Genomic DNA, 18,226 nt, shown 5'->3' on the forward strand with positions numbered 1-18,226 from the left:
CCGGACCTGCCGGAGATGCAAAGGCTCTCTCAAATAGTGCCACCCCCCCCCCGACAGAATTTTAGCCGGGATTGGTTCCACGCCTACAATTTTTGTAATTTTAAGTTGAATTACGCTACTATGCGCCCCTGTTTGCATATGTCGTATATAGTCACATTTTACTAATGTCAGTTTATCTCCTGACACTGTAGCGTACGCTCGATTTGTAAACTGATCATCCGTATCACCGGAATAGTCTGAGTGTATTCCTGTAATTCTATAGTTTTGCGGATTTGCAAAAAACGACCCATAATTAGTATGGATTTCTACAATACGATAGTTGCTCAATCCTTGTACCGTAATCGTTTCTCCTTTTCCTGCGGTTCCCTCCCACAAAGTAACTCCTCGGGCTGCCTGAATATTCAGCAACCCCTGCAAGAGCTTATTTACTTGTTCAATTCCGTTCATATTTTTTCCTTTCCCACCCCTCCGGATGGGAGAGGTGTCTTTATTTCCATTTGCCGGTTATCAGGTATTGAATCCGACACCCTACGCCAGCGGTGTAACTCGCATAATTACCCCAAACAAAACTTACTACGGTAGGGCTTGTCATTCTTTGCTTTGCCGTAAAGTCCACCCCACTTGCCTGCACGCTCACATATACCTGGGAATCTGTGGCCCAATCTATAAGGCTGATTGGCATTCCTATGTTAAAATCTCCACCGGTATAAATGAATACTCCGCCATAGGCTTTTGTAATCGCATAACTTGACGTGGTCACAAGGGTCCCGGTTATTTTGCATCGACCGTTTGCGTATTTGACAATGTGCCAGATGCCGCTGTCATATTCTTCGACCACCGGGTTTATAAGGAACAGCTGCACCAACCTATTAAGATTTAGTACCCCCCCCCCGACGTCAAATCAATACCGGCTGCTTCTGCGGCCGCAATGGTTTCGGAGGTTAGGAGGTTGGCCAGGCTGTTTTTTAATGCGGTTATATCCGTAGCATTTTGTTTTCCCTTATCTCCCCTATAGGCCGTCGAAGAAGTCTCTCCTAAGGCCAATGATGGGCTGATTTCTACGTATGCTGAACCGGTCCAGCGATAGGTCAAGTTGGTATTCGTTGCGACGTAAATCTTCCCCGTTTCTCCCCGACTCGGGAAATTCGTTTTACTTGCGTATTCCAGCACGTCATCCACATAAGAGGGCAGCTGCGCGGAAGGGACTTTCCCATTGGCATCCAGTTCCGCAATGCCGGAAGTCGCCCCCTTTTGTGAAGTTGGAATGGCTCCCACCTGAGCGGCAGTCGTCTTATGCGGATTTTCTTTATTCGACAGATGCTCATGCGCCGCATCGTATTTTATTTTCAAGTCATTGGTAAGATCATTTGCCGACAAACGCTTTCCTGCTTCCTTGCTTACCTTTTCATCCTCGAGCTTCTTTAGCGCTGCATCGGCTTTTTCAAAATTTTCATTTGGCACACTGATATCGTAAAAGTCGTTTGCATCCGGCAAAACGAAACCAATGTTTTTTGTGTTTTTACTCATTTGGTAATACCTCCTCTCTTAATGCTTGATGGGTATATGCGGACAATTGCCCGTGGGTAAATCGGGCCAGCTTTACGTGTTGATTGTACCTAAGACCAACCGTCAATGCGATGTTAAGGCTTAAAATTTCATTCAATAATAACTCCAATGCATCCCGTTTCTTCTTTGATGTCAATTCCAATCTGCATTCTAAATTATTTTGTGTTTTATCAAGATCAAAAATATATTCTCCAGCTCCACATAATCTATTTAATCTTTGTAATATATCTTTTTCCGTATATGGATAACTGTCGTACCAATTTAAAAGTATGCGGAACCGGCGTTCCTCCAACGAATCGGTATCCAGCGGACTTATTTTTAAAATTTTTTCTCTACGTGAGATCCCGCTTTCCCTTGAAGTCATTATTAAAAGATTATCTCTTAGCTCATCAATGCAGTCTTCGAGCTTTGCGAGCTGTATATCTGTTACTCGATTAATCTCTACAATCTCTGGCATCAGCTCCAAGTGTGTAGGCAGCCTTATTTCTTCTATGTTAAACAACCTTGACAACCCCTTTCACTGGTATTGCATTTTCACCCAGCAGTACGTTCTGCATCGCCCCATTTATTTTTGTATACGATACATCAGCTACTCCTAAAACATCAATTATGCCAGCCTCGATTTTCGTTTTCACCACGTTGAGTTGATTCGTATTTTCCCAATTCTCCGCCAGAGCATTCAGATATTTGCTCACTGTTTCCTCTATGTATGATTGCAAATCAGCTATTGTATATCCTGTTTCCGGTACAATTTTAGTCTCTACATCAATCACAACCTCTTCAACTCCCAGAACTCTAACTTTATGTTCTATCGGTGCAATCCCATCACCTTCTCCTGACAAGTCTATCGGATCAACCATTTCCTGTACATCAGCAATGAAACTCTCTTCTGGACGCCGGAAGCTTCCGGATATGATCGTTGCCTTGATTATTTCCTCACCTTGCTTCCTTCGATCAATTTTTACGCCTCCAACCCCCTCTATATCTTTTAGCTCTTGTTCGTAATATGCACGGTTCCCAGCAAACGGTTTTATGCCAAAAAACTCGAGGCGACGTTGTCGGTATTCTTCTGTATCTTCTTCATCCTCGCCCGGCTCGAGCACCTCTAAGAGAACGCCTTTTTCGAATCCTTCCAGAAGTTCAACCGGTTCCAGTTCTCCCAAAAAATTGTTTGGTTCCGAACCAACCTCTTCACATTCCATTTTGTAGATATGATTCTCATCATCCATAACCTCTGTCACATAATAATTCCATTCTTCTTCTGAATGTGAAAACCGCTCTCCTGCTTCAACCGGAATGTTGAATTGGGCTTTAAAAATTCCCGCAGTTGCATCTCGGATCAGAACACCAGCTTCTGCTCCATTTCCCGCAAGATATTCTCGATCTTGCGTGTCCGGTAGAAGTTGCTCCCAGATATATTCTATATCCGCATACGCTGCCTCTAACATAACTGCGTTTTTCGCACAGGCATTCCATAAAAGAGATCCTTCCTGTTTGTCAAATTGGTCTGATGTATCGTTCATCATCTCTTCCATGATTTTTTCAAACGTTCTGTCTTCATACATACAATTCCATCTCCTCCTCCCCAAAAACAGTCAACAACTTAAACCGAATTTTCAAACATTCTTCTTGTTTCTCAAAAGCAAAATTTTCTATTCCGATTATATATTTGTTTGTTGATAGACACTCTTCCGTCATTCGTTTTAATTCTGTATCTAAATATTCATTTGTGTGCGTGGTCCCGATTAGATCTTCGTATTCACTTCCGTAGTCCCAGCTATAAATCATATATCTGTATCTTTGTGTCCGCAAAGCCAGCCACGCCCATACTTTCACTGCCTCAACGCCTTCTACGACTCGGCCCGTTAGTTGTCCAGACTTAAAGTCCAATCCCCATTCTTTTGGAGTTTCCTCTATTTCGTCCAGATTTTCATTTTCAAGTTCGGCCGCCTCAAATTCTTGGGTAAACGGAAATGTCATGGTTTTACCACCTTTCCCAAAATCACAAAATCCACGAGATCATTATCATCGTCTGTAATCGGTAGCACAAGTACATCATCCCCTTCTTTCAGCTTTCCTCTTGCGATTTCCATCACTTTATAATCTTCTTTTGATAGGAGGTTATCCCCTACCATACAGATCGTATCCGTTTTCATTTCACCTATTTGCATATCTGGGCTATTATAGTAGGAGCCTTGTCTCCGCATCATATGTACCAATTCTTCCTGATAGCTCATAAAATCCTCCTCCCCGAGTGCCAGTGTTGCACCCAATAGCTTTCTTTTAGGCTTCCCGTCGTTACACCGTGGCTGCTTCCACAATGCACAAACTTGCTGTTCCCTATATAAATGCCTACGTGGCTGACTCCTGCCCGATAGGTGCCCTGAAACATAACTAGGTCTCCAGGCTGCAAGTTCGCCTTAGAAACCTTTGTTCCTTTTTTCACTTGTTCCAATGTTGTCCTTCCAATATTGATTCCTACAGCCTTACGAAAAACATGTTGTGTAAACCCGGAGCAATCGCTGCGGCCGGAATCGGGGCTTGCTGCACCAAACACATATTTAACTTTTCCTATATAGGACTTTGCTTTATCAATTACTTTTCCAACCTTTCCGGATGCTCCGGTTGTAACAGTTTTTGTTTTATATCCTGTCCCATTTCCGATTATGGCCTTCCCTTTTCGGCGACCGAATTTATTGCACTTTGCCTTACTTTCCATTAGTAAGTCAAAATGATAGACACCATTTTTTATGGTAATTGCTCCGCCACGGTCTGTGACCTTATACACCTTTTTGTCAAAGGATGTGCCAGTACCAACGACCTGAATCTGCGTTCCAAACGCAATTGATTTTGGCGCAGCGCAGGTATATTTTTTCGGATCTAACTTATGACCCTGAGCGTCATAAAACCCGCCCTCCATTTTGTTATTTGCCGGGTAATAAGCCGTAAACACCGCGCTCACTGTTTTTCCGTTTAAAACGTCCGTTTTTACAGTCGAGCTCCCTCCTGACCCGGGTGATGTGCTTCCTTCGTCTTCGTCAACCGTTTCCATAACATTTTTAAAGGTCATCTCAAGTGCCATAGTGTAAGTATCATTTTCCCAGGTATGTGTGTCATTTTCAATCCAAAACGTCCCTGATAGCCCTGTGGCACCGTCTCTAATAATTACACCTTTTCCCGCAATACAACGGCTATCACCCAAACAATTTAGTGTATAAGTTTTTTCAAGCCCTTGTAGCATTTTCTTTGCTTCCGTCTTCCCTTTTCCTTTTTCTACAGTTAAGGTGTCCTGCAAAACACCATATCGGCTCACCCAAGTTTTATTGCTAATCGTCCCTATCTTTTTATGTTTTTGATTGTATATTGCTACCCGGTTCACCATACTTTCTGATGATTCCGTATAAGTGCTGTCGATGATTCGTTCTCCCTGTACGATGTGAAAACTTGGGATCACTTTGCCTTTTTCAATTACTTCTAGCTTCGTGCCATTCATTCGGAGCATGTACTTCTTTCCATTCTTTTTATGCGCTTTTGTATATGCCATTAAAATAATGTTATAGTATTCCTTTTCTTGCGCAAAGAGTTTTTTTATCTTTATCTTTGTTTTTGCAATGCTCCCCGTGCTCATTTTAATATCTTTGCAAACGGTTCTTGCAATTTTTTCTGGGGTTTTGTTTTTGAATTTATAGGTTCCTTTGCTGCGTAACAAGTTGTCCATATAGTCTTTTGCTGTATAACTTACAGTTCCAATATCCGACTTTTGTTCCCTGTTAGTCACTCTACCCAAAAACACTCTGCTCCCAACATCGTCATACAGTCGAATTACATCTCCCGTTTTGATTGGTATATTTTTAAATCCTGAATCTTGTTGGTTACTCGCAATTGAAAAGCTTATTTGTCTGGAAGCTTGCTTTGCGCTGCCTGACCATGTAACAGAAGATATATACTCCGAAATATTACTATTCTCCCATGTCAGCCTCATATTTTTATCACCAACTTTGTACCTGGGAAAATCCACTTTCCGTTTTGTGAACTTTTCTTTTTATGTTTTTTTGCAGTTGCCTCAATTACGGATTTATTCTGATTATAGATTGCTCTCCAGTTGTTCGACGTACCGGTTTTTTTCTTTGCAATACCCGAAAGAGTATCACCTTTTTTCACAGTATATTTTGTTGTTTTTACCGCTTTTGAATTTCTCTTTTTTGATCCAGTTGATACTTTTTTTCCGCTTTTGCTTGGCGCCTTTGGCGGCATTGTAAAAGTCGGTTTTCTGTAGGCTTTAAAATTTACTGTATAATAGACGTCACCCGTACCATCTTTTTCTTGCACAGTCAAGTTTTCGATTGTTACAGGCATATTAATATTCGTTCCAGTTATGATTAATTGTACCGGACAATCGTCCTCCCACTTTTCTATGCGGTTAACATATTCATATGGTTTTAACAAATTTGCTATAGGTTGAATAAAATCATATGCCTGATTTGGGAAAAAACTGGAGAAAGCAACGCTCTTTAGCTTTGCCTTCCCCAGCATGGAAATCTCCCCCAGTCCATAAATTGTTATTGTGCTGTTTCCTGATTCTTTTGTAATTTCATATTCAGATGGGTTGACAGGGATCTGGATCGCATCACTTTCTGTTTTCTTAATCCATATTTCCATGTATGCCCTCCTTATATTAAGTTTGGTTCCAATTCTACTATTTTCTGCGCAACAGCTTCGGCAGTTTTTTCAATGTCAGCTTCTTCCCTTACGACAAAATAATCCGCAAGCTTGTTGATAACAATGTTTGTCTTTTTTCCATCTGCGCGTGCCATACGCACAGATTCGTCATGTGGATATACGCGAGTTCCCCCCGGTAGATCTACAATTTCGCCCCCGAATTTCGGTTCATTTATAACTGCCCGGCCTCCTGGCCAGTTGTCCGTACCTCTGTATAAGTACGGGATAGTTGGTATATTCACGCCGAAGTGTTTTCCAGGTGCAATCAAACTCCACTCCGGGACATCAAAACTAATCTCATTTAGTCCGCTGATTGCTCCGTTTACTAAGCCAATTACTGCATTAAGCGGTGCTTTTGCAATTCCCGACAGCGCTTCAAATACGCCCTTGAATATATCTTTTACGCCGTGCCATGCCTTTTTCCAGTTTCCCGTAAATATTCCACTTACGAAGTCGATTACTCCTCCTAAAAAAGTTTTAATCCCTTCGAGCGTTCCGCTTATGCTCGACAATAGCCCTGTAGCGACTCCAGCCGCCAACCGAAACGCCGTTTTGAAACGTTTTACAAAAACCCCTGCCACAAAAGTCACAACCGGTTTCATCACTTTCAGAATTCCCTTAATCGCCATTCCAATTAAGGTAGCAATTTGTTTTATAATTGTTCCAGCATTTTGAAAAATTGATTTAAACTTATTAACATCCAAACCACATGACTTGAAAACATTTATAACTACTTTTTTTAGTTTCTCTGCTACTTGGCAAATTTTATCCCAATTTTTATATAAAAGTATCCCAGCTGCAACAACCGCGGCAATAATTGCGATTGCGATTCCTCCTGGTCCTTTTATAAGATTGAGAGCCAGTTTCATTAACCCTCCGGCCTTCTCTGCCTTTTTTCCCAAGTTGCCAAAATGCTTAATGATTTTTCCTATTCGTCCAGTCAGTTTTCCTACAACCATCATGGCCGGCCCTAGTGCCGCTGCAAATAATGCGATTTTCACAATTGCCTGCTGCTGCTCTTGAGATAATCCATCAAACCATTTTTGTAACTGCTGGATTTTTTCCGAGAATTTTACAATATATGGTGCCGCAACGTTTATTACTGCTTGTCCAAAACTAATTGCCGTATTTTTCAGCGCATTGAAAGCGAATCGAATTCGATCAGCAGGTGTTTGCAGTTTTTTAAACGCCGTCTCCGTAGCCCCGGTAGAATTTCCGAGCTCTTTCGTTTTTTGATTGAATGCGTCGTATTGCGTTCCCGTTAACGCCGTCATCGCCGTAAGAGCTTCGGTACTGCTAAATAATTTTGCCAGCTTATCCGATTGTCCACCTGTTTCTTTTTGCAAGAGTTGGAGCGTACCGCCAAGTCCTTTAGATTTAATCATTGCGGCGCCGTTTTGATAACCGTATTTTTCAATTAGCTTCTGCATATCCGTAGTTGGTTTCATCAGATTCGAAAATACAGCTTTTAATTGTGTTGATACTTCCGCCGTATTGCCTGTTACACCAGTCAGAGTTGCCATGCTTCCAAATAATTCTTCGTAACTCATACTTAAGCTACTTGCAAGAGGAAACAGGGGCTGCATAGATTTTGCCATTTCCGGAAATGTAGTTACTCCCAACTTCGCTGTATTAAACGCTAAGTCGGATATTTTTTGTGCTGTTTCTGCAGAAACAGAGTTATACCCTTTCATTCCCGCCGAAATAAGCGCAACTGAATCAGATACTTCGGCACCTCCAGCTTTTGCAGATCGTGCCATCGTATTAAAAATTTTCTCAGTAACTTTCCCGTTGTCCCCCAATGACGATACTGCCTGATACATCCCATCCGCCATCATTTTTGCATCAAGTCCAGTCTGATTTGATGTGTTTAGCACCGCTTTTTCATAACTTTTTAGGTGGCTCGGATCGTCCAGAAGCGTATTGATATTTGCCATCGCATCATTAAATTTCAGGTACATATTTCCTGCACCGGCAGCAATCGTTAATACAGAAGTCGTAAAGCGTTTGGTCATATTTATGCCGCTGGTTTCAATTCGTTTTCCCGTTTTTTCGATCTGTTTCCCAGTCCACTCGATCTTTCTTGCGTGCTCTTGCAAAGACTTCGACGCTGCGCTCATTGGAGCAGTAAACTGATTTTTTAGGCTCAATATAATATCAATATTCCTGCTCAATGTTCATCGCCCCTTTCCGTTCCTGCTGTATATCTTTCAGTTCTCGAACCAAGAACTCATTAACGACCAACCGCTCCGACCACTTCATAGAGAAATATTTTTGAGGTTCCCACCCATGAAGACGGAACAGCATATAAGCTGTCCAAACATCGCTGTCCGCCTCAATTAGTTTTTTATTTCATCCTCCACTCCGGTTTCGATGCCGCATAGCTTACCGATTTCTTCGTACAGCCTTCCGATATCGCTTTTAAATAAAAACTCCGCAAGTTCTTTTGGCGTTGCTTTCCCAAAATGCTCTAACAGATCCTTGCTTTTTGGTGATGGGTCTTTGACACCCTCAACAATTAGCATCAGCTGAGCATCGAACACTTTCGTTTTATCAAATCTTCCTTTTTCGTTTATCTGCATTGCCATAATATCGGATACCTTCCTCTGGCTGATCTCTTCAATTAGCACATCTATTGGGCCTTCCATGTGCAGCGCTTTTCCAAGTGCTGCGCTCGGTACGACAGCCTCTTCCTTTTTTTCAAAATCCTCTTTTCTTGCTTTCATTAACAGTTCTTCAACCTTATTCATTGTTCTCCTCCTTAAATTGTATCTAGTGCTTTAAAACTGGAAAAAGTAAACGGCATGCTCTCCTCGCCTAACTTTCCGGCTTCCCAGTCCGCAAGTGTTAATTCGTCAAATGTGCATCCAATCAATTCAACCCGCTCTGTTCCAAGTCCGTCCGGATCAGATAGTTTTGTAATGATAGTCGCTGTTGTTGTTCTCAAATTCAAAATATCTTCCGAAAGTTTCTTAATAAAAAAGGAACTGACCTTGTTCATTTTAATCGTTCCTTTTCCCTCTCTGCCCGTTACCTTATATCCTGGGTCCCGATTTCCCGACTGCAGGACTTCTTCTTTTTTAAAAGATATTTTTGCCTCTAATGCCACAACCTCCGCAATGTATTCTCCATCAATCCAGACTTCACCGGATGTGCCGTTTATTACATTCCGATGTTCATAATTATCCATTTATCTCACTCCTTAAATCTCAATATTAATATCAATATCTTCGATAGCATCGAGAATTTTTGCGCGAATCACTAGGAAAACTTTTTCTCCTGTGTCTGCCTGCTTTAAATCCTCATAAGTCATATCTGATGTATCAATTTCCTGCTTATCCAGATATGTCTTAACTGCATTTACGTCAATTTCTACATCTGCATACTGCAGCACCTGGTCGTTGACCAATGTGTCTAAATACCTGCCAATTGAGCTAACCAGGAGGCATTTATGGTCGTAGCTATTCGTGTATTTCCCGATGTACTCGTCTTGTACACATGTTGTAATATCACCCTTCATCGTGTCCATTACATCCAGAATTTTAATTTTCTTAAACTGTTCGCCTTTCTTCTCCGTGATAGTTTGTAGCGAGTTGACACCCCGTGCAATCTTTACTTTTTCTCCGTCGTTGAAGACAATTAGTTTTCCTGCATCTACAGCTTGATCCATTTCGCTCTTTGTAAGGCGTTCGCAGTCTGTGGCTTCTGGGATCTTTGCATATGTAATCGCTTGCGTCAGCGGTGTCCCAGCACAAATTCCCGCGACTCTTCCACAAAACTGTGCGGCCGTAAGATTTCCGGCCTCGGTTGCCACTGTATTTGTTGCGAAATTAATAATTGCTTCATTGTCCGCTTCATAGTTCGGAAGTACGACTTTTATCGTTCTCCCATTCGCCCGAACCTTATCCACCCACTCCTCAACGCTTGTCATCTCATCTTCTGTTACTGCCGGAACTGCAAGGTAATTGACCTTTGTATTTTCAAAATAGTCTAATGCAGCGGTGAGGTCTTCTGCTGCCGCTGGTAGGCAGTAAATAATAATCTTTCGCGGGGGTGTTACATTCCCGATTAAAGCTCGCTCAATTTCCGCTTTATTGTCCGCAGAAAAATTAGTCGGAATTCCTTCGCTCCCTGTCACAACAACCGGGTTATTTGCCGGCACTGCGCCTTTTATGATTAACCCAACAACTCCCCGTTCGCTTCGTTTTAATACCGTTTTCGCCTTTTCTATAAAAACAATATTTACGGTTGGCATTCCCATCTTTTCTCATCTCCTATCTTTCTAGTTTTTGTTTAATTGTCACATCCTCCATGTATGGAGCATCTTCGCTTTCTTCTTTCCGCTCCTGGAATTCAACATTAAATTCGATTTGTAAGATATCACTATTTGTTCCAATATAATTACTCCCATATCCGGACACCGGAAGATAACGGTTCCCGACTTTCAGGCGCAATAATCTTTTTTTATTTTTTAAGTCATTCGGCCTGAGCAATTCCTCAATTTCTTGTACTTTTTTCAAATTGTCCGCTTCACTACGAATCTCTTGAAAATAAGTGATCGTAATATAAAATGCCTTTTTTAAGTAGTTCGCGTTTATATCGCTCGCGTTTGTCTGCCTAACATCAACAAAAAAGGAAGGGCGCTCATACCCTTCCGTAATCTCCATTCCATGGATTTTATACCCGTAAGTTTTTCTTAGCAGATCATTTAGTGCGATTTTGACATCTGTCAAATGTGTCATATTAACCCCGCCTTTTTTAATAACTCATCTGCCATATCCCTAATGTCTGTTTCAAAAATTTCTTCGTAGTTTTTGCTTGCCTGCGGAATAGCTTTAATCCCAGGCACATAACCTTTTACTTGACCTCCATCTTTTCTGACAGTCCCATTTCGCGTAAATGGCATAACAATATCATGCCCTTCTTCAATTAAATGAAAATGTGGATTCTTTTTTCCTTCTGCGGAAAACTCAACCCGAAGCTCATTTATGTCGCCTTTATCGCTTGCAGAAAATCCTTTTGTTAGGCCGCGGTCTGTTTTTACCTTCTCGCATACTAGTTTTTTAACATAGTTTTTTAACCTAAACTTATGGCGGCGCAATCGTTTTTGAGCAAGTTCTGGATATAGTTGCACGGCCTGCTCAAAATCATGCTGCAGTTCGTCGATTCCCGAAACTTTTAAACTAATCGTCATCTCGCACCTTCTTTTTCTGTGCATTGCAGCTCGATCATATAATGTTCTTCTTCGACATCCACACAAGATTCAATCTGTAAGATTTTTTCCCCATATTTTACTAGCATATCGGTCGTCACCCCATTCCGGTATCGGATTGTCACCGTATACTGTTGTTCCGGTTGTTTTTTACCTGCCTCGTATGGCTCCGAGCCCCGTTGCGGTTTTACAGTTGCCCAAATTGGTTTTGATTCCACCGGCTCCCGTATGTCTTGATGTAGTCGATCTTTTCCAGGTTTAAACGAGATCAATATAATTTGTTTGTTCAGTCTTCCAACATCAAGCGGTTTCATTTGTTTCCTCCTCTTTCATCCAGCCTTCAATTTGTAGCTGTTGAATGATAGAAGAAAACACTCGATCAAGTTCCTGCCTCATTTTAAGTGAATCGGATGCATGAAGATTCCTGCTATCATACATGTGTTGTGTCACCGCTGCCAAGAAGAGGTCTGCCCTTGGATCTTCGATTTCTCCCACGGCTGCCTTCACATATTCAACTGCTGCAGGATAAATTAGTTCTAATGCCGGATCATCACCGTCCACTTTTATATAATTGCTGACCTTGGTTATATCGATCATGTCATACCCCTGTTAGGCTTCCTGGGCTGCTATGAAAGATGTAATTTTTTCGGCCTTTGTGGACCCAGTTAAAGTGTATCCTAAGCTTGTTGCCAGTTTATCAATTTCCTCAACTTTCATTTCATTCAGTTCTTTCCTTGTGTAAATTTTGATAACGTAGCCTTTTACAACAGCCTCTTCATCAATTGCCTGAATATCCAGACGTTCTCTTGCCTTAATTCCGGTCAAATCAAATTTCCACAGTTCTCCGGCCTGGTCATTTGTTTCGATGGTTGTATGCTCCTTGTCAAAAATAGTAATCGCTTCCTTTAAATCTCCGGCAATCACCGGAATTTTTCCGCCAACGGTCTTCATGGTCTTTTTTGATACTGTGCGGATCGGGTATTTCCCAAATAGTAACCCTGGTGTCGCTTTTGTCGGGTCCGGCTGCACAATATACTTTCCATCAGAATCTTTCAATTTATCCAGCCACGCAAATCCGTCCTGATTAGTGATTGCTTTTGCGCTCACTGCAATTGCTGGATCTAAGTTAATATTAAAAATGTCCTTTAGATCGTCCAATCCTGTAATCTGAATCTCTTTTCCGGCCGTAATTTCATCGATTTTTTTCAGGATTAGCATGTTTCTCGTTGCCTTTGCCTTTTTTCCAATCCACTTGATCAAAAATGACAGAATGCTTTCACTAGAGTCCATCATCAGTTCCCTTGTAACTTTCAAAATACCGCCTTTTTTCTTAACCTCATATTTAATTTGCTTTAGCGTTGGCGTTTCTGCTTCCGGAAATTCCGCAGCTTCTTCCACGTTGTCAAATGGAATCTGATCGGCATGCAGTTCAAAAACTCTTGACCCCTTATCTTTTGTTACTTTTTCGACATTCACCTCATTTTCAAGTGCATCTTCTGCCCTGCGATACTCCCCAATTCGCGTGGATATATCCTGCGGCACTGTCAACCCTCCGTCCAGGTCAGACCCTTCGCTCATCTTATTCAGCAATTCCGCATCATCTTCGCTTAAACGTCCCATATCCAATTTGGCTTTTATTGCGTTTACAAACGCTTTCCCAACAGAATTTGTTGTTTTTTGAACAGGCTTCAAGGCTCTAGGGTTTATTTCTGGCCCTTCGTCCAGATCTTTAATTAAATCAAATTTTTCCTGCAGGTTCTTTAGTTCCGCTTTCGCCGTTTTTGCCTCCTCAATTTTGTCTTCTGCTGCGAGTTTTTTTACTTCTCTCACCTTCGCATTAATGCTATCCAATAATTCTTTCTTCTTCATGTTTCTTTGTCCTTTCGTAAAAAAATTAGGCCCCAAATTGGCCTAAATCCGCTAATAACTCCTGTTTTTCAATAATCGATTCAAACGGTTCCTTCAATTTTGCAGCGACTCGGTCTACAAATTCATTCATATCAACATCAGGATTTACTTTCTGTGTGTCTGTTTTTATCTCTTTCTTATTATTTAAATCTGACGGTGCATTTCGGTATATATTGAAATATGAACTATTACAAGTAGCGGCTGTTTTGGTCGAATCAATATTAACTTTAAAATATTCCTGCGCTTTTGTGGCATTCATCCACGTTTCTTTATTGATTGCTTTACATATTTCTTCTCGGCTCACCCCTTCGACCACTTTCGTCATGTAGATATCTGTGATATTTTCCTGAGCACGGTCCAACATTTCGGCGCTTTCCCTTAGTTCGTCCGCGTTTAGCATTTCAAATGCAAATCCATTCATCGGTTTGTGGATCATCAACATGGAGCCTTCTGGCATAATCAGCTCATCTGCTGCCATAGCGATTACAGACGCAATACTGGCACCAATTCCGTCAATATATACAGTCTTTTTCGCATTATGACGCTTCAATTGCTGATAAATCGCAATCCCTGCCCATACGGAGCCGCCTCCCGAATTGATGTATATGTTAATGTTTTGCGCATGCTCTAATCCCGATAAAAAATCAAGGATATCCTGTGGGCATGTATCTTCGTCGCACCATTTATACCAACTGTCTGAAATAATATCGCCATAAATAAAAAGATCAGCTGATTCTACTGACTGATTTTTGATTTCCAGCTTCCCTTTGCTGACAATTTTTCCTTTTTTATTCGTCATCTGTAAGTCCATCCGCATTTCCTGTCCCTCCTTTCTTCCATTGGGTTCCCACCATTTCCAGCGGTATATAGTTTCCATTGACAATTGCCTTGTCCCCTCCCGGGATTGCCGGCTTGTCTAAAAATTCCCTGGCTTCATCTACAAGGTAGAGTCCATTCTGTACTGCAGATACCAGGTTTTGCATCTGGGTTTTACTGTCCGTCCTGAGAATTGCTTTTTCGTTAAACTTAAAATAAAAGCCCTGTTGCCGCTTTTCAGGCGCCAGAAGCTTTGCATTGATCTCCTCTTCATATTGTTTGAGGATATATGCCATAGTATCGACCAAAAACGAGAGATTCTGCATCTCAGAGTTAGAGTAGCTGGACTTCTCGTAATTGTTGATCTGGTTCGGCTTGATTCCAAAAGCCCCGGCGATCTGCAGTGCACTGTACTTTTTCAGTTCGAAAAACTGCGCATCTGACAGTTTGATATTTAGTGGTTCCAGCTTCAAGCCTATTGGCACTGTGACGATCTTTCCGGCATTCTTTGCCCCAGTCAGCTCTTCGTTATATTTCTTTGCAAGAGCCTTTCTTCTTTTGTCATCCAAGTCCCCAGCAAATTGCAATACCATACTGGCCGTGAGGCCGTTCTGGTAGAGATTGGTCATGAAATTTTGGCTTTCTAGTCCTCCTTCGATGGTGCTTTCCAGTATCCGGCGCACTGGCTCCCCCGTGATCCCGTCGAATGTGCAGGAAGTCTTGAAGTGCATAACCTTTTCTTGTGGGAATATATACTGCTCACCACTATATTTGTCGCGGTAGATATAGTACATCTCCCCCCTTCCTTCAAAGAGTCCGATATCATCAATCATCATCGAAACATCCAGTGTCGGCATTGGCCATAATTCCTTTGTTATATAGCCGCCGTACCGCTTCAAATGTATTTCTTCGTGGATGTACACAAAGGCATTGCCATGATGATTGCGGTTATTTTCTACTGTCACCCAGAAGGTGGACGGTGTCATGCTGGGGTTCGGCCGGAAGCGGAGCAAGTCATAAACTTCATCTGGCTCCGCCCGTATTTTACCTTTCTCCGTTTGTTGATAGTATTTCATCGGCAGCTTTGCGACCGTCTCCGCCAGCATTTTTAAGCATGTGAAGTAGGTCGCTTCTGACAGTTCCTTTTTCTTCACACCTCGAATCCCCAACCATTCAACCAGTTGTTCGTCATTCAGGTCTGCTGTTTTGAAAGCCGCTACTGCATTCTTGATGCGGTCCTTTAATTTCACTGTTCACTCTCCTCACTTAAAAATTCGTCGATCATATCTATGAAGCTTTGGCCAAACTCATGGTATAGTGCTAGCTTGTACCCGCATAACACGGCGTCTACCGGGTCAATCTTCTTTTCCGTGGCATCCTTATCAATCTTGATTAGTCCGTTATTGGCTCGGATCACGGCGTTGCCCATGGCATAGTTCAGTACCGGGTTTGGTAGATAGTATACATTGCCGCTATAGACCGCTTCCCTGAATCCATTCGTGGACTCGTTCAGCGATCGATACGATTGGAAAACCTCTTCAACTGTGTAACCTTCATCCGAAAGGTCCATCATTAATTTTGATGCGTTGGCCGGATCTACACACAGGGTGTTAATGATCCATCCATTTTTCTCACATTCATCGATCACATACCGCATAACGGACCCTTGGTCCACGATCGGCGTATTGGTGATAGTGATGTATCCCATCTGCACCCAGGCATCGTATGGCACCCGATCCTTCACCACCCTTTCCCTGAGCTTTTCTTCATTCGGGATGAAGGAATGTGAGTATATGATATATCCGATAATCTCTTTCTCGTAGACATCATACCGACCAGTCTGGAACGGAATAACGAACGCTACACTGGTTAGGTCGATTTTAGAAGACATGTCAAACCCGACATAAACTTCCATTCCCGTCGTGTCGATTGGGAGCTGCTTCCTTTCGCAGGCTTTCCATTTTGCCATGTCCATGTAAGAAAGCTTTTTCTGCTGTACCCAGATGTTTAGGCACTTTGTCATAAAGGCAATCATCTTCTCCGGGATATTTTTCGCAATCTTAGCTTCACCCCGGAGTTTTTCTACACCTTCCTGATATGACATGCGGATCGGATTTGCTTTTTTCCAGTTCCGCTCATCCCCCATATCGTCCTTTGCATCCAGCTCACAGATGTCGACCAAATATTCTTCGTTTTTGACATCCGAATGTGGGTTTAATATGTCAGATGTATATTTATATTCTTGTGTATAGCACGGATAGGACAAATCCATTCCCGCCGTCGTAATGATCATGAGCAACGGTTCCTTCGTGCTGGCCCCCAAGCCAAGATCGTAAAACTCCGTAGTTGGATGTTGATGGTATTCATCCAGGATTAACCCTGCCGGGTTCGATCCGTCACCTTTTTTCCCATCGTCTTTGCAAAGAGCTTTGATGTAACTCCCGGTTTTCCGATGTTCAATTGCGGCATTGGTAATTTTAAACTTTGGACGCAACGGCGATCCCCTGAGCATCAGCTTGCATTCATTAAAAATGATTTTTGACTGGTCCCTCTTCACTCCGGCCGTGTAGTACTCATATACTTCACCATTCGCTGTGGACTGCACGGATATCTCATAGAGTGCTACGCCCGCTTCCATCTGCGACTTCGCGTTCTTTCTTCCAACTTCTGTAAAGGATTTTTTGAACCGCTTTTGGCCTGTCTTTTTGCTTCTCCATCCGTACAATTGGCACAAATTAAACTTCTGCCAGATCGACAATATAATTGGCTCCCCAGCCAGAATGCCTTTTGAGTGGCGCAAATAAGAAAACCATTCCACAATTCCTTGTGCCTGGTCTTCGTCCCATATGTATTGATATGTTTTGTTCTTTTCCGCCTTCCGGCAGTCATCTAAAAACCGTTTGCAGGCCCATTTATGTTTTTGGCAGCTTGGTATCTTGTCATTGATGCAGTCTTTTGCATACCGCTTAAGTTCCTGATAAATGCTCATATATCCCCAAACTTTTCCTCTATCTCATCTTCGATCTGTGCGTTCTTGGCCTCCGCCGCCTTTAACCTGCTGTCAATGGATATTCCGCACAGATTTGCAAATACCCGCATTTCTCTCGCATAGTCCTCTTGTATGCTGATCAGCGGATTCTTCGCTTTGGTGATGCCACCTTTTCCTGTCCGGGTGACGATCATGTTTTTCCCTTTCATGTTCCGCGAAGCTCTCACGTAACCGGAATAGGCATTCGCATATGCCCCAATCATGGCCATGTCCAAATTTCCTACCAGCTCAATTCTGGAGAGTTCTTTTACGACTCGCTTAAATTCTTCTTTGGCCGTATGATCGACCAGCCACTCCGGAGGTTTTGCCAAATCATCCCGCCCGATAATAATCGCTTTTTCCTGGATCTCCAGCTCTGCTTTTTTCTTCTCCGTCAAGTCCCCTCGCTGCTGTGTAAGCGGTTTTCTTGCTCTTGCCATGTGCTGCGATACCCCCTTTCTACAAAATTTTCAATTTACAAATTTGCAAAACCTTTTCTGGGAGCCGCGGTGTGTGGAAAAGAGAAAAAACTTTTTTCTGCCCCCTCCCCTTGTTACGGTTGTGGCAAACCTCCAAACTCGTTCTCATATCTTGCTTTAAGCTCTTGCAACACACCTGCAATGTTGTCGCCTTCGTCCATTCGCTTATGAATCTCTTGATGGTTCCGGTTAGTCAAAGGTATTAGATTATCTATACAGTATCGTTTATCCCATGCTTTTTTAACAGGATCAATGTGATGTACAACATCGGACTGTTCAACTCTTTGTAATACATATAAACTATACAGATCCAAATTATTATATTTAGCTCTGGCAGCTTCTCTTACCCGTTGCCACTGTGCTGAGTTGTAGAAGGCGGCGTATTGATTCGCATTGTTTTTCTTTTGATATGTTCGCTTCTCCGGCTGGCAGTTCTTGCATTTCGTTCCCGCCAGTATTCGTTTGTTGCACCTTGGGCACCTATCATAAATCATTTGT

The 18,226-nt window shown here is 42.3% G+C and carries 21 protein-coding genes; all 21 read right to left on the bottom strand.

The window, feature by feature from the left end:
- Positions 1 to 876 precede the first annotated feature (876 nt).
- Positions 877 to 1,527: a hypothetical protein gene (locus NE619_RS12940; RefSeq protein WP_256132843.1), complete on the bottom strand. Its 651-nt coding sequence runs from the start codon at positions 1,525 to 1,527 to the stop codon at positions 877 to 879.
- Positions 1,520 to 2,068, bottom strand: a complete 549-nt coding sequence (locus NE619_RS12945) for a putative phage tail protein (RefSeq protein WP_256132844.1) — start codon at positions 2,066 to 2,068, stop codon at positions 1,520 to 1,522. The genes NE619_RS12940 and NE619_RS12945 overlap by 8 nt, the downstream gene beginning before the upstream one ends.
- Positions 2,061 to 3,131 (bottom strand): baseplate J/gp47 family protein, encoded by a 1,071-nt coding sequence (locus tag NE619_RS12950; RefSeq protein WP_256132845.1) that lies wholly within the window; start codon positions 3,129 to 3,131, stop codon positions 2,061 to 2,063. Before NE619_RS12950 ends, NE619_RS12945 begins: the two co-directional genes overlap by 8 nt.
- Positions 3,124 to 3,546 carry a DUF2634 domain-containing protein gene (locus tag NE619_RS12955; protein ID WP_256132846.1) on the bottom strand — a complete coding sequence of 141 codons (423 nt, stop codon included), beginning with the start codon at positions 3,544 to 3,546 and terminating at the stop codon, positions 3,124 to 3,126. Before NE619_RS12955 ends, NE619_RS12950 begins: the two co-directional genes overlap by 8 nt.
- Positions 3,543 to 3,803: a hypothetical protein gene (locus tag NE619_RS12960; RefSeq protein ID WP_256132847.1), complete on the bottom strand. Its 261-nt coding sequence runs from the start codon at positions 3,801 to 3,803 to the stop codon at positions 3,543 to 3,545. Before NE619_RS12960 ends, NE619_RS12955 begins: the two co-directional genes overlap by 4 nt.
- Complete coding sequence (locus NE619_RS12965; protein ID WP_256132848.1) at positions 3,800 to 5,548, bottom strand: XkdQ/YqbQ family protein; 1,749 nt, start codon at positions 5,546 to 5,548, stop codon at positions 3,800 to 3,802. Before NE619_RS12965 ends, NE619_RS12960 begins: the two co-directional genes overlap by 4 nt.
- Entirely contained in the window at positions 5,545 to 6,225 is a 681-nt protein-coding gene (locus NE619_RS12970) for a LysM peptidoglycan-binding domain-containing protein (RefSeq protein ID WP_256132849.1), read from the bottom strand. Before NE619_RS12970 ends, NE619_RS12965 begins: the two co-directional genes overlap by 4 nt.
- 11 nt (positions 6,226 to 6,236) lie before the next feature.
- Positions 6,237 to 8,459: a phage tail tape measure protein gene (locus NE619_RS12975; protein ID WP_256132850.1), complete on the bottom strand. Its 2,223-nt coding sequence runs from the start codon at positions 8,457 to 8,459 to the stop codon at positions 6,237 to 6,239.
- A gap of 165 nt (positions 8,460 to 8,624) precedes the next feature.
- Positions 8,625 to 9,035 carry a phage tail assembly chaperone gene (locus NE619_RS12980; protein ID WP_256132851.1) on the bottom strand — a complete coding sequence of 137 codons (411 nt, stop codon included), beginning with the start codon at positions 9,033 to 9,035 and terminating at the stop codon, positions 8,625 to 8,627.
- 11 nt (positions 9,036 to 9,046) lie between these two features.
- Entirely contained in the window at positions 9,047 to 9,475 is a 429-nt protein-coding gene (locus NE619_RS12985) for a phage tail tube protein (RefSeq protein WP_256132852.1), read from the bottom strand.
- A 12-nt stretch (positions 9,476 to 9,487) separates the two neighbouring features.
- Positions 9,488 to 10,546, bottom strand: a complete 1,059-nt coding sequence (locus tag NE619_RS12990) for a phage tail sheath subtilisin-like domain-containing protein (protein ID WP_256132853.1) — start codon at positions 10,544 to 10,546, stop codon at positions 9,488 to 9,490.
- Positions 10,547 to 10,559: 13 nt separating this feature from the next.
- Positions 10,560 to 11,027: a phage tail terminator family protein gene (locus NE619_RS12995; protein ID WP_256132854.1), complete on the bottom strand. Its 468-nt coding sequence runs from the start codon at positions 11,025 to 11,027 to the stop codon at positions 10,560 to 10,562.
- On the bottom strand, positions 11,024 to 11,479 hold the full coding sequence (locus NE619_RS13000) for a hypothetical protein (protein ID WP_256132855.1): 456 nt from the start codon (positions 11,477 to 11,479) through the stop codon (positions 11,024 to 11,026). Before NE619_RS13000 ends, NE619_RS12995 begins: the two co-directional genes overlap by 4 nt.
- On the bottom strand, positions 11,476 to 11,811 hold the full coding sequence (locus tag NE619_RS13005) for a phage head closure protein (RefSeq protein ID WP_256132856.1): 336 nt from the start codon (positions 11,809 to 11,811) through the stop codon (positions 11,476 to 11,478). The genes NE619_RS13000 and NE619_RS13005 overlap by 4 nt, the downstream gene beginning before the upstream one ends.
- On the bottom strand, positions 11,798 to 12,094 hold the full coding sequence (locus NE619_RS13010; protein ID WP_256132857.1) for a head-tail connector protein: 297 nt from the start codon (positions 12,092 to 12,094) through the stop codon (positions 11,798 to 11,800). Before NE619_RS13010 ends, NE619_RS13005 begins: the two co-directional genes overlap by 14 nt.
- A 12-nt stretch (positions 12,095 to 12,106) precedes the next feature.
- Positions 12,107 to 13,366, bottom strand: a complete 1,260-nt coding sequence (locus tag NE619_RS13015; RefSeq protein WP_256132858.1) for a phage major capsid protein — start codon at positions 13,364 to 13,366, stop codon at positions 12,107 to 12,109.
- Positions 13,367 to 13,391: 25 nt separating this feature from the next.
- The gene (locus tag NE619_RS13020; protein WP_256132859.1) at positions 13,392 to 14,216 is read right to left on the bottom strand and encodes a head maturation protease, ClpP-related; all 825 of its coding nucleotides are present in this window, start codon (positions 14,214 to 14,216) and stop codon (positions 13,392 to 13,394) included.
- Complete coding sequence (locus tag NE619_RS13025; RefSeq protein ID WP_256132860.1) at positions 14,194 to 15,471, bottom strand: phage portal protein; 1,278 nt, start codon at positions 15,469 to 15,471, stop codon at positions 14,194 to 14,196. Before NE619_RS13025 ends, NE619_RS13020 begins: the two co-directional genes overlap by 23 nt.
- Positions 15,468 to 17,210: a terminase large subunit gene (locus tag NE619_RS13030; RefSeq protein WP_256132861.1), complete on the bottom strand. Its 1,743-nt coding sequence runs from the start codon at positions 17,208 to 17,210 to the stop codon at positions 15,468 to 15,470. Before NE619_RS13030 ends, NE619_RS13025 begins: the two co-directional genes overlap by 4 nt.
- Positions 17,207 to 17,689 (bottom strand): phage terminase small subunit P27 family, encoded by a 483-nt coding sequence (locus NE619_RS13035; protein ID WP_256132862.1) that lies wholly within the window; start codon positions 17,687 to 17,689, stop codon positions 17,207 to 17,209. Before NE619_RS13035 ends, NE619_RS13030 begins: the two co-directional genes overlap by 4 nt.
- Positions 17,690 to 17,802: 113 nt before the next feature.
- The gene (locus NE619_RS13040; protein ID WP_256132863.1) at positions 17,803 to 18,222 is read right to left on the bottom strand and encodes an HNH endonuclease signature motif containing protein; all 420 of its coding nucleotides are present in this window, start codon (positions 18,220 to 18,222) and stop codon (positions 17,803 to 17,805) included.
- Between the last annotated feature and the right edge of the window lie 4 nt (positions 18,223 to 18,226).

This window comes from Anaerovorax odorimutans (assembly GCF_024459955.1).
GTDB classification, from domain to species: domain Bacteria; phylum Bacillota; class Clostridia; order Peptostreptococcales; family Anaerovoracaceae; genus Hominibacterium; species Hominibacterium odorimutans_A.

What these genes read in the sequence shown, in the direction of transcription:
- NE619_RS12970 (WP_256132849.1), bottom strand. Translation starts at nt 6,225, where the DNA reads ATGGAAATATGGATTAAGAAAACAGAAAGTGATGCGATCCAGATCCCT.
- NE619_RS13040 (WP_256132863.1), bottom strand. Translation starts at nt 18,222, where the DNA reads ATGATTTATGATAGGTGCCCAAGGTGCAACAAACGAATACTGGCGGGA.
- NE619_RS12940 (WP_256132843.1), bottom strand. Translation starts at nt 1,527, where the DNA reads ATGAGTAAAAACACAAAAAACATTGGTTTCGTTTTGCCGGATGCAAAC.
- NE619_RS12950 (WP_256132845.1), bottom strand. Translation starts at nt 3,131, where the DNA reads ATGTATGAAGACAGAACGTTTGAAAAAATCATGGAAGAGATGATGAAC.
- NE619_RS13035 (WP_256132862.1), bottom strand. Translation starts at nt 17,689, where the DNA reads ATGGCAAGAGCAAGAAAACCGCTTACACAGCAGCGAGGGGACTTGACG.
- NE619_RS12955 (WP_256132846.1), bottom strand. Translation starts at nt 3,546, where the DNA reads ATGACATTTCCGTTTACCCAAGAATTTGAGGCGGCCGAACTTGAAAAT.
- NE619_RS13005 (WP_256132856.1), bottom strand. Translation starts at nt 11,811, where the DNA reads ATGAAACCGCTTGATGTTGGAAGACTGAACAAACAAATTATATTGATC.
- NE619_RS12990 (WP_256132853.1), bottom strand. Translation starts at nt 10,546, where the DNA reads ATGGGAATGCCAACCGTAAATATTGTTTTTATAGAAAAGGCGAAAACG.
- NE619_RS13015 (WP_256132858.1), bottom strand. Translation starts at nt 13,366, where the DNA reads ATGAAGAAGAAAGAATTATTGGATAGCATTAATGCGAAGGTGAGAGAA.
- NE619_RS12980 (WP_256132851.1), bottom strand. Translation starts at nt 9,035, where the DNA reads ATGAATAAGGTTGAAGAACTGTTAATGAAAGCAAGAAAAGAGGATTTT.
- NE619_RS13000 (WP_256132855.1), bottom strand. Translation starts at nt 11,479, where the DNA reads ATGACGATTAGTTTAAAAGTTTCGGGAATCGACGAACTGCAGCATGAT.
- NE619_RS13030 (WP_256132861.1), bottom strand. Translation starts at nt 17,210, where the DNA reads ATGAGCATTTATCAGGAACTTAAGCGGTATGCAAAAGACTGCATCAAT.
- NE619_RS13010 (WP_256132857.1), bottom strand. Translation starts at nt 12,094, where the DNA reads ATGATCGATATAACCAAGGTCAGCAATTATATAAAAGTGGACGGTGAT.
- NE619_RS12960 (WP_256132847.1), bottom strand. Translation starts at nt 3,803, where the DNA reads ATGAGCTATCAGGAAGAATTGGTACATATGATGCGGAGACAAGGCTCC.
- NE619_RS12995 (WP_256132854.1), bottom strand. Translation starts at nt 11,027, where the DNA reads ATGACACATTTGACAGATGTCAAAATCGCACTAAATGATCTGCTAAGA.
- NE619_RS12965 (WP_256132848.1), bottom strand. Translation starts at nt 5,548, where the DNA reads ATGAGGCTGACATGGGAGAATAGTAATATTTCGGAGTATATATCTTCT.
- NE619_RS13020 (WP_256132859.1), bottom strand. Translation starts at nt 14,216, where the DNA reads ATGGACTTACAGATGACGAATAAAAAAGGAAAAATTGTCAGCAAAGGG.
- NE619_RS12985 (WP_256132852.1), bottom strand. Translation starts at nt 9,475, where the DNA reads ATGGATAATTATGAACATCGGAATGTAATAAACGGCACATCCGGTGAA.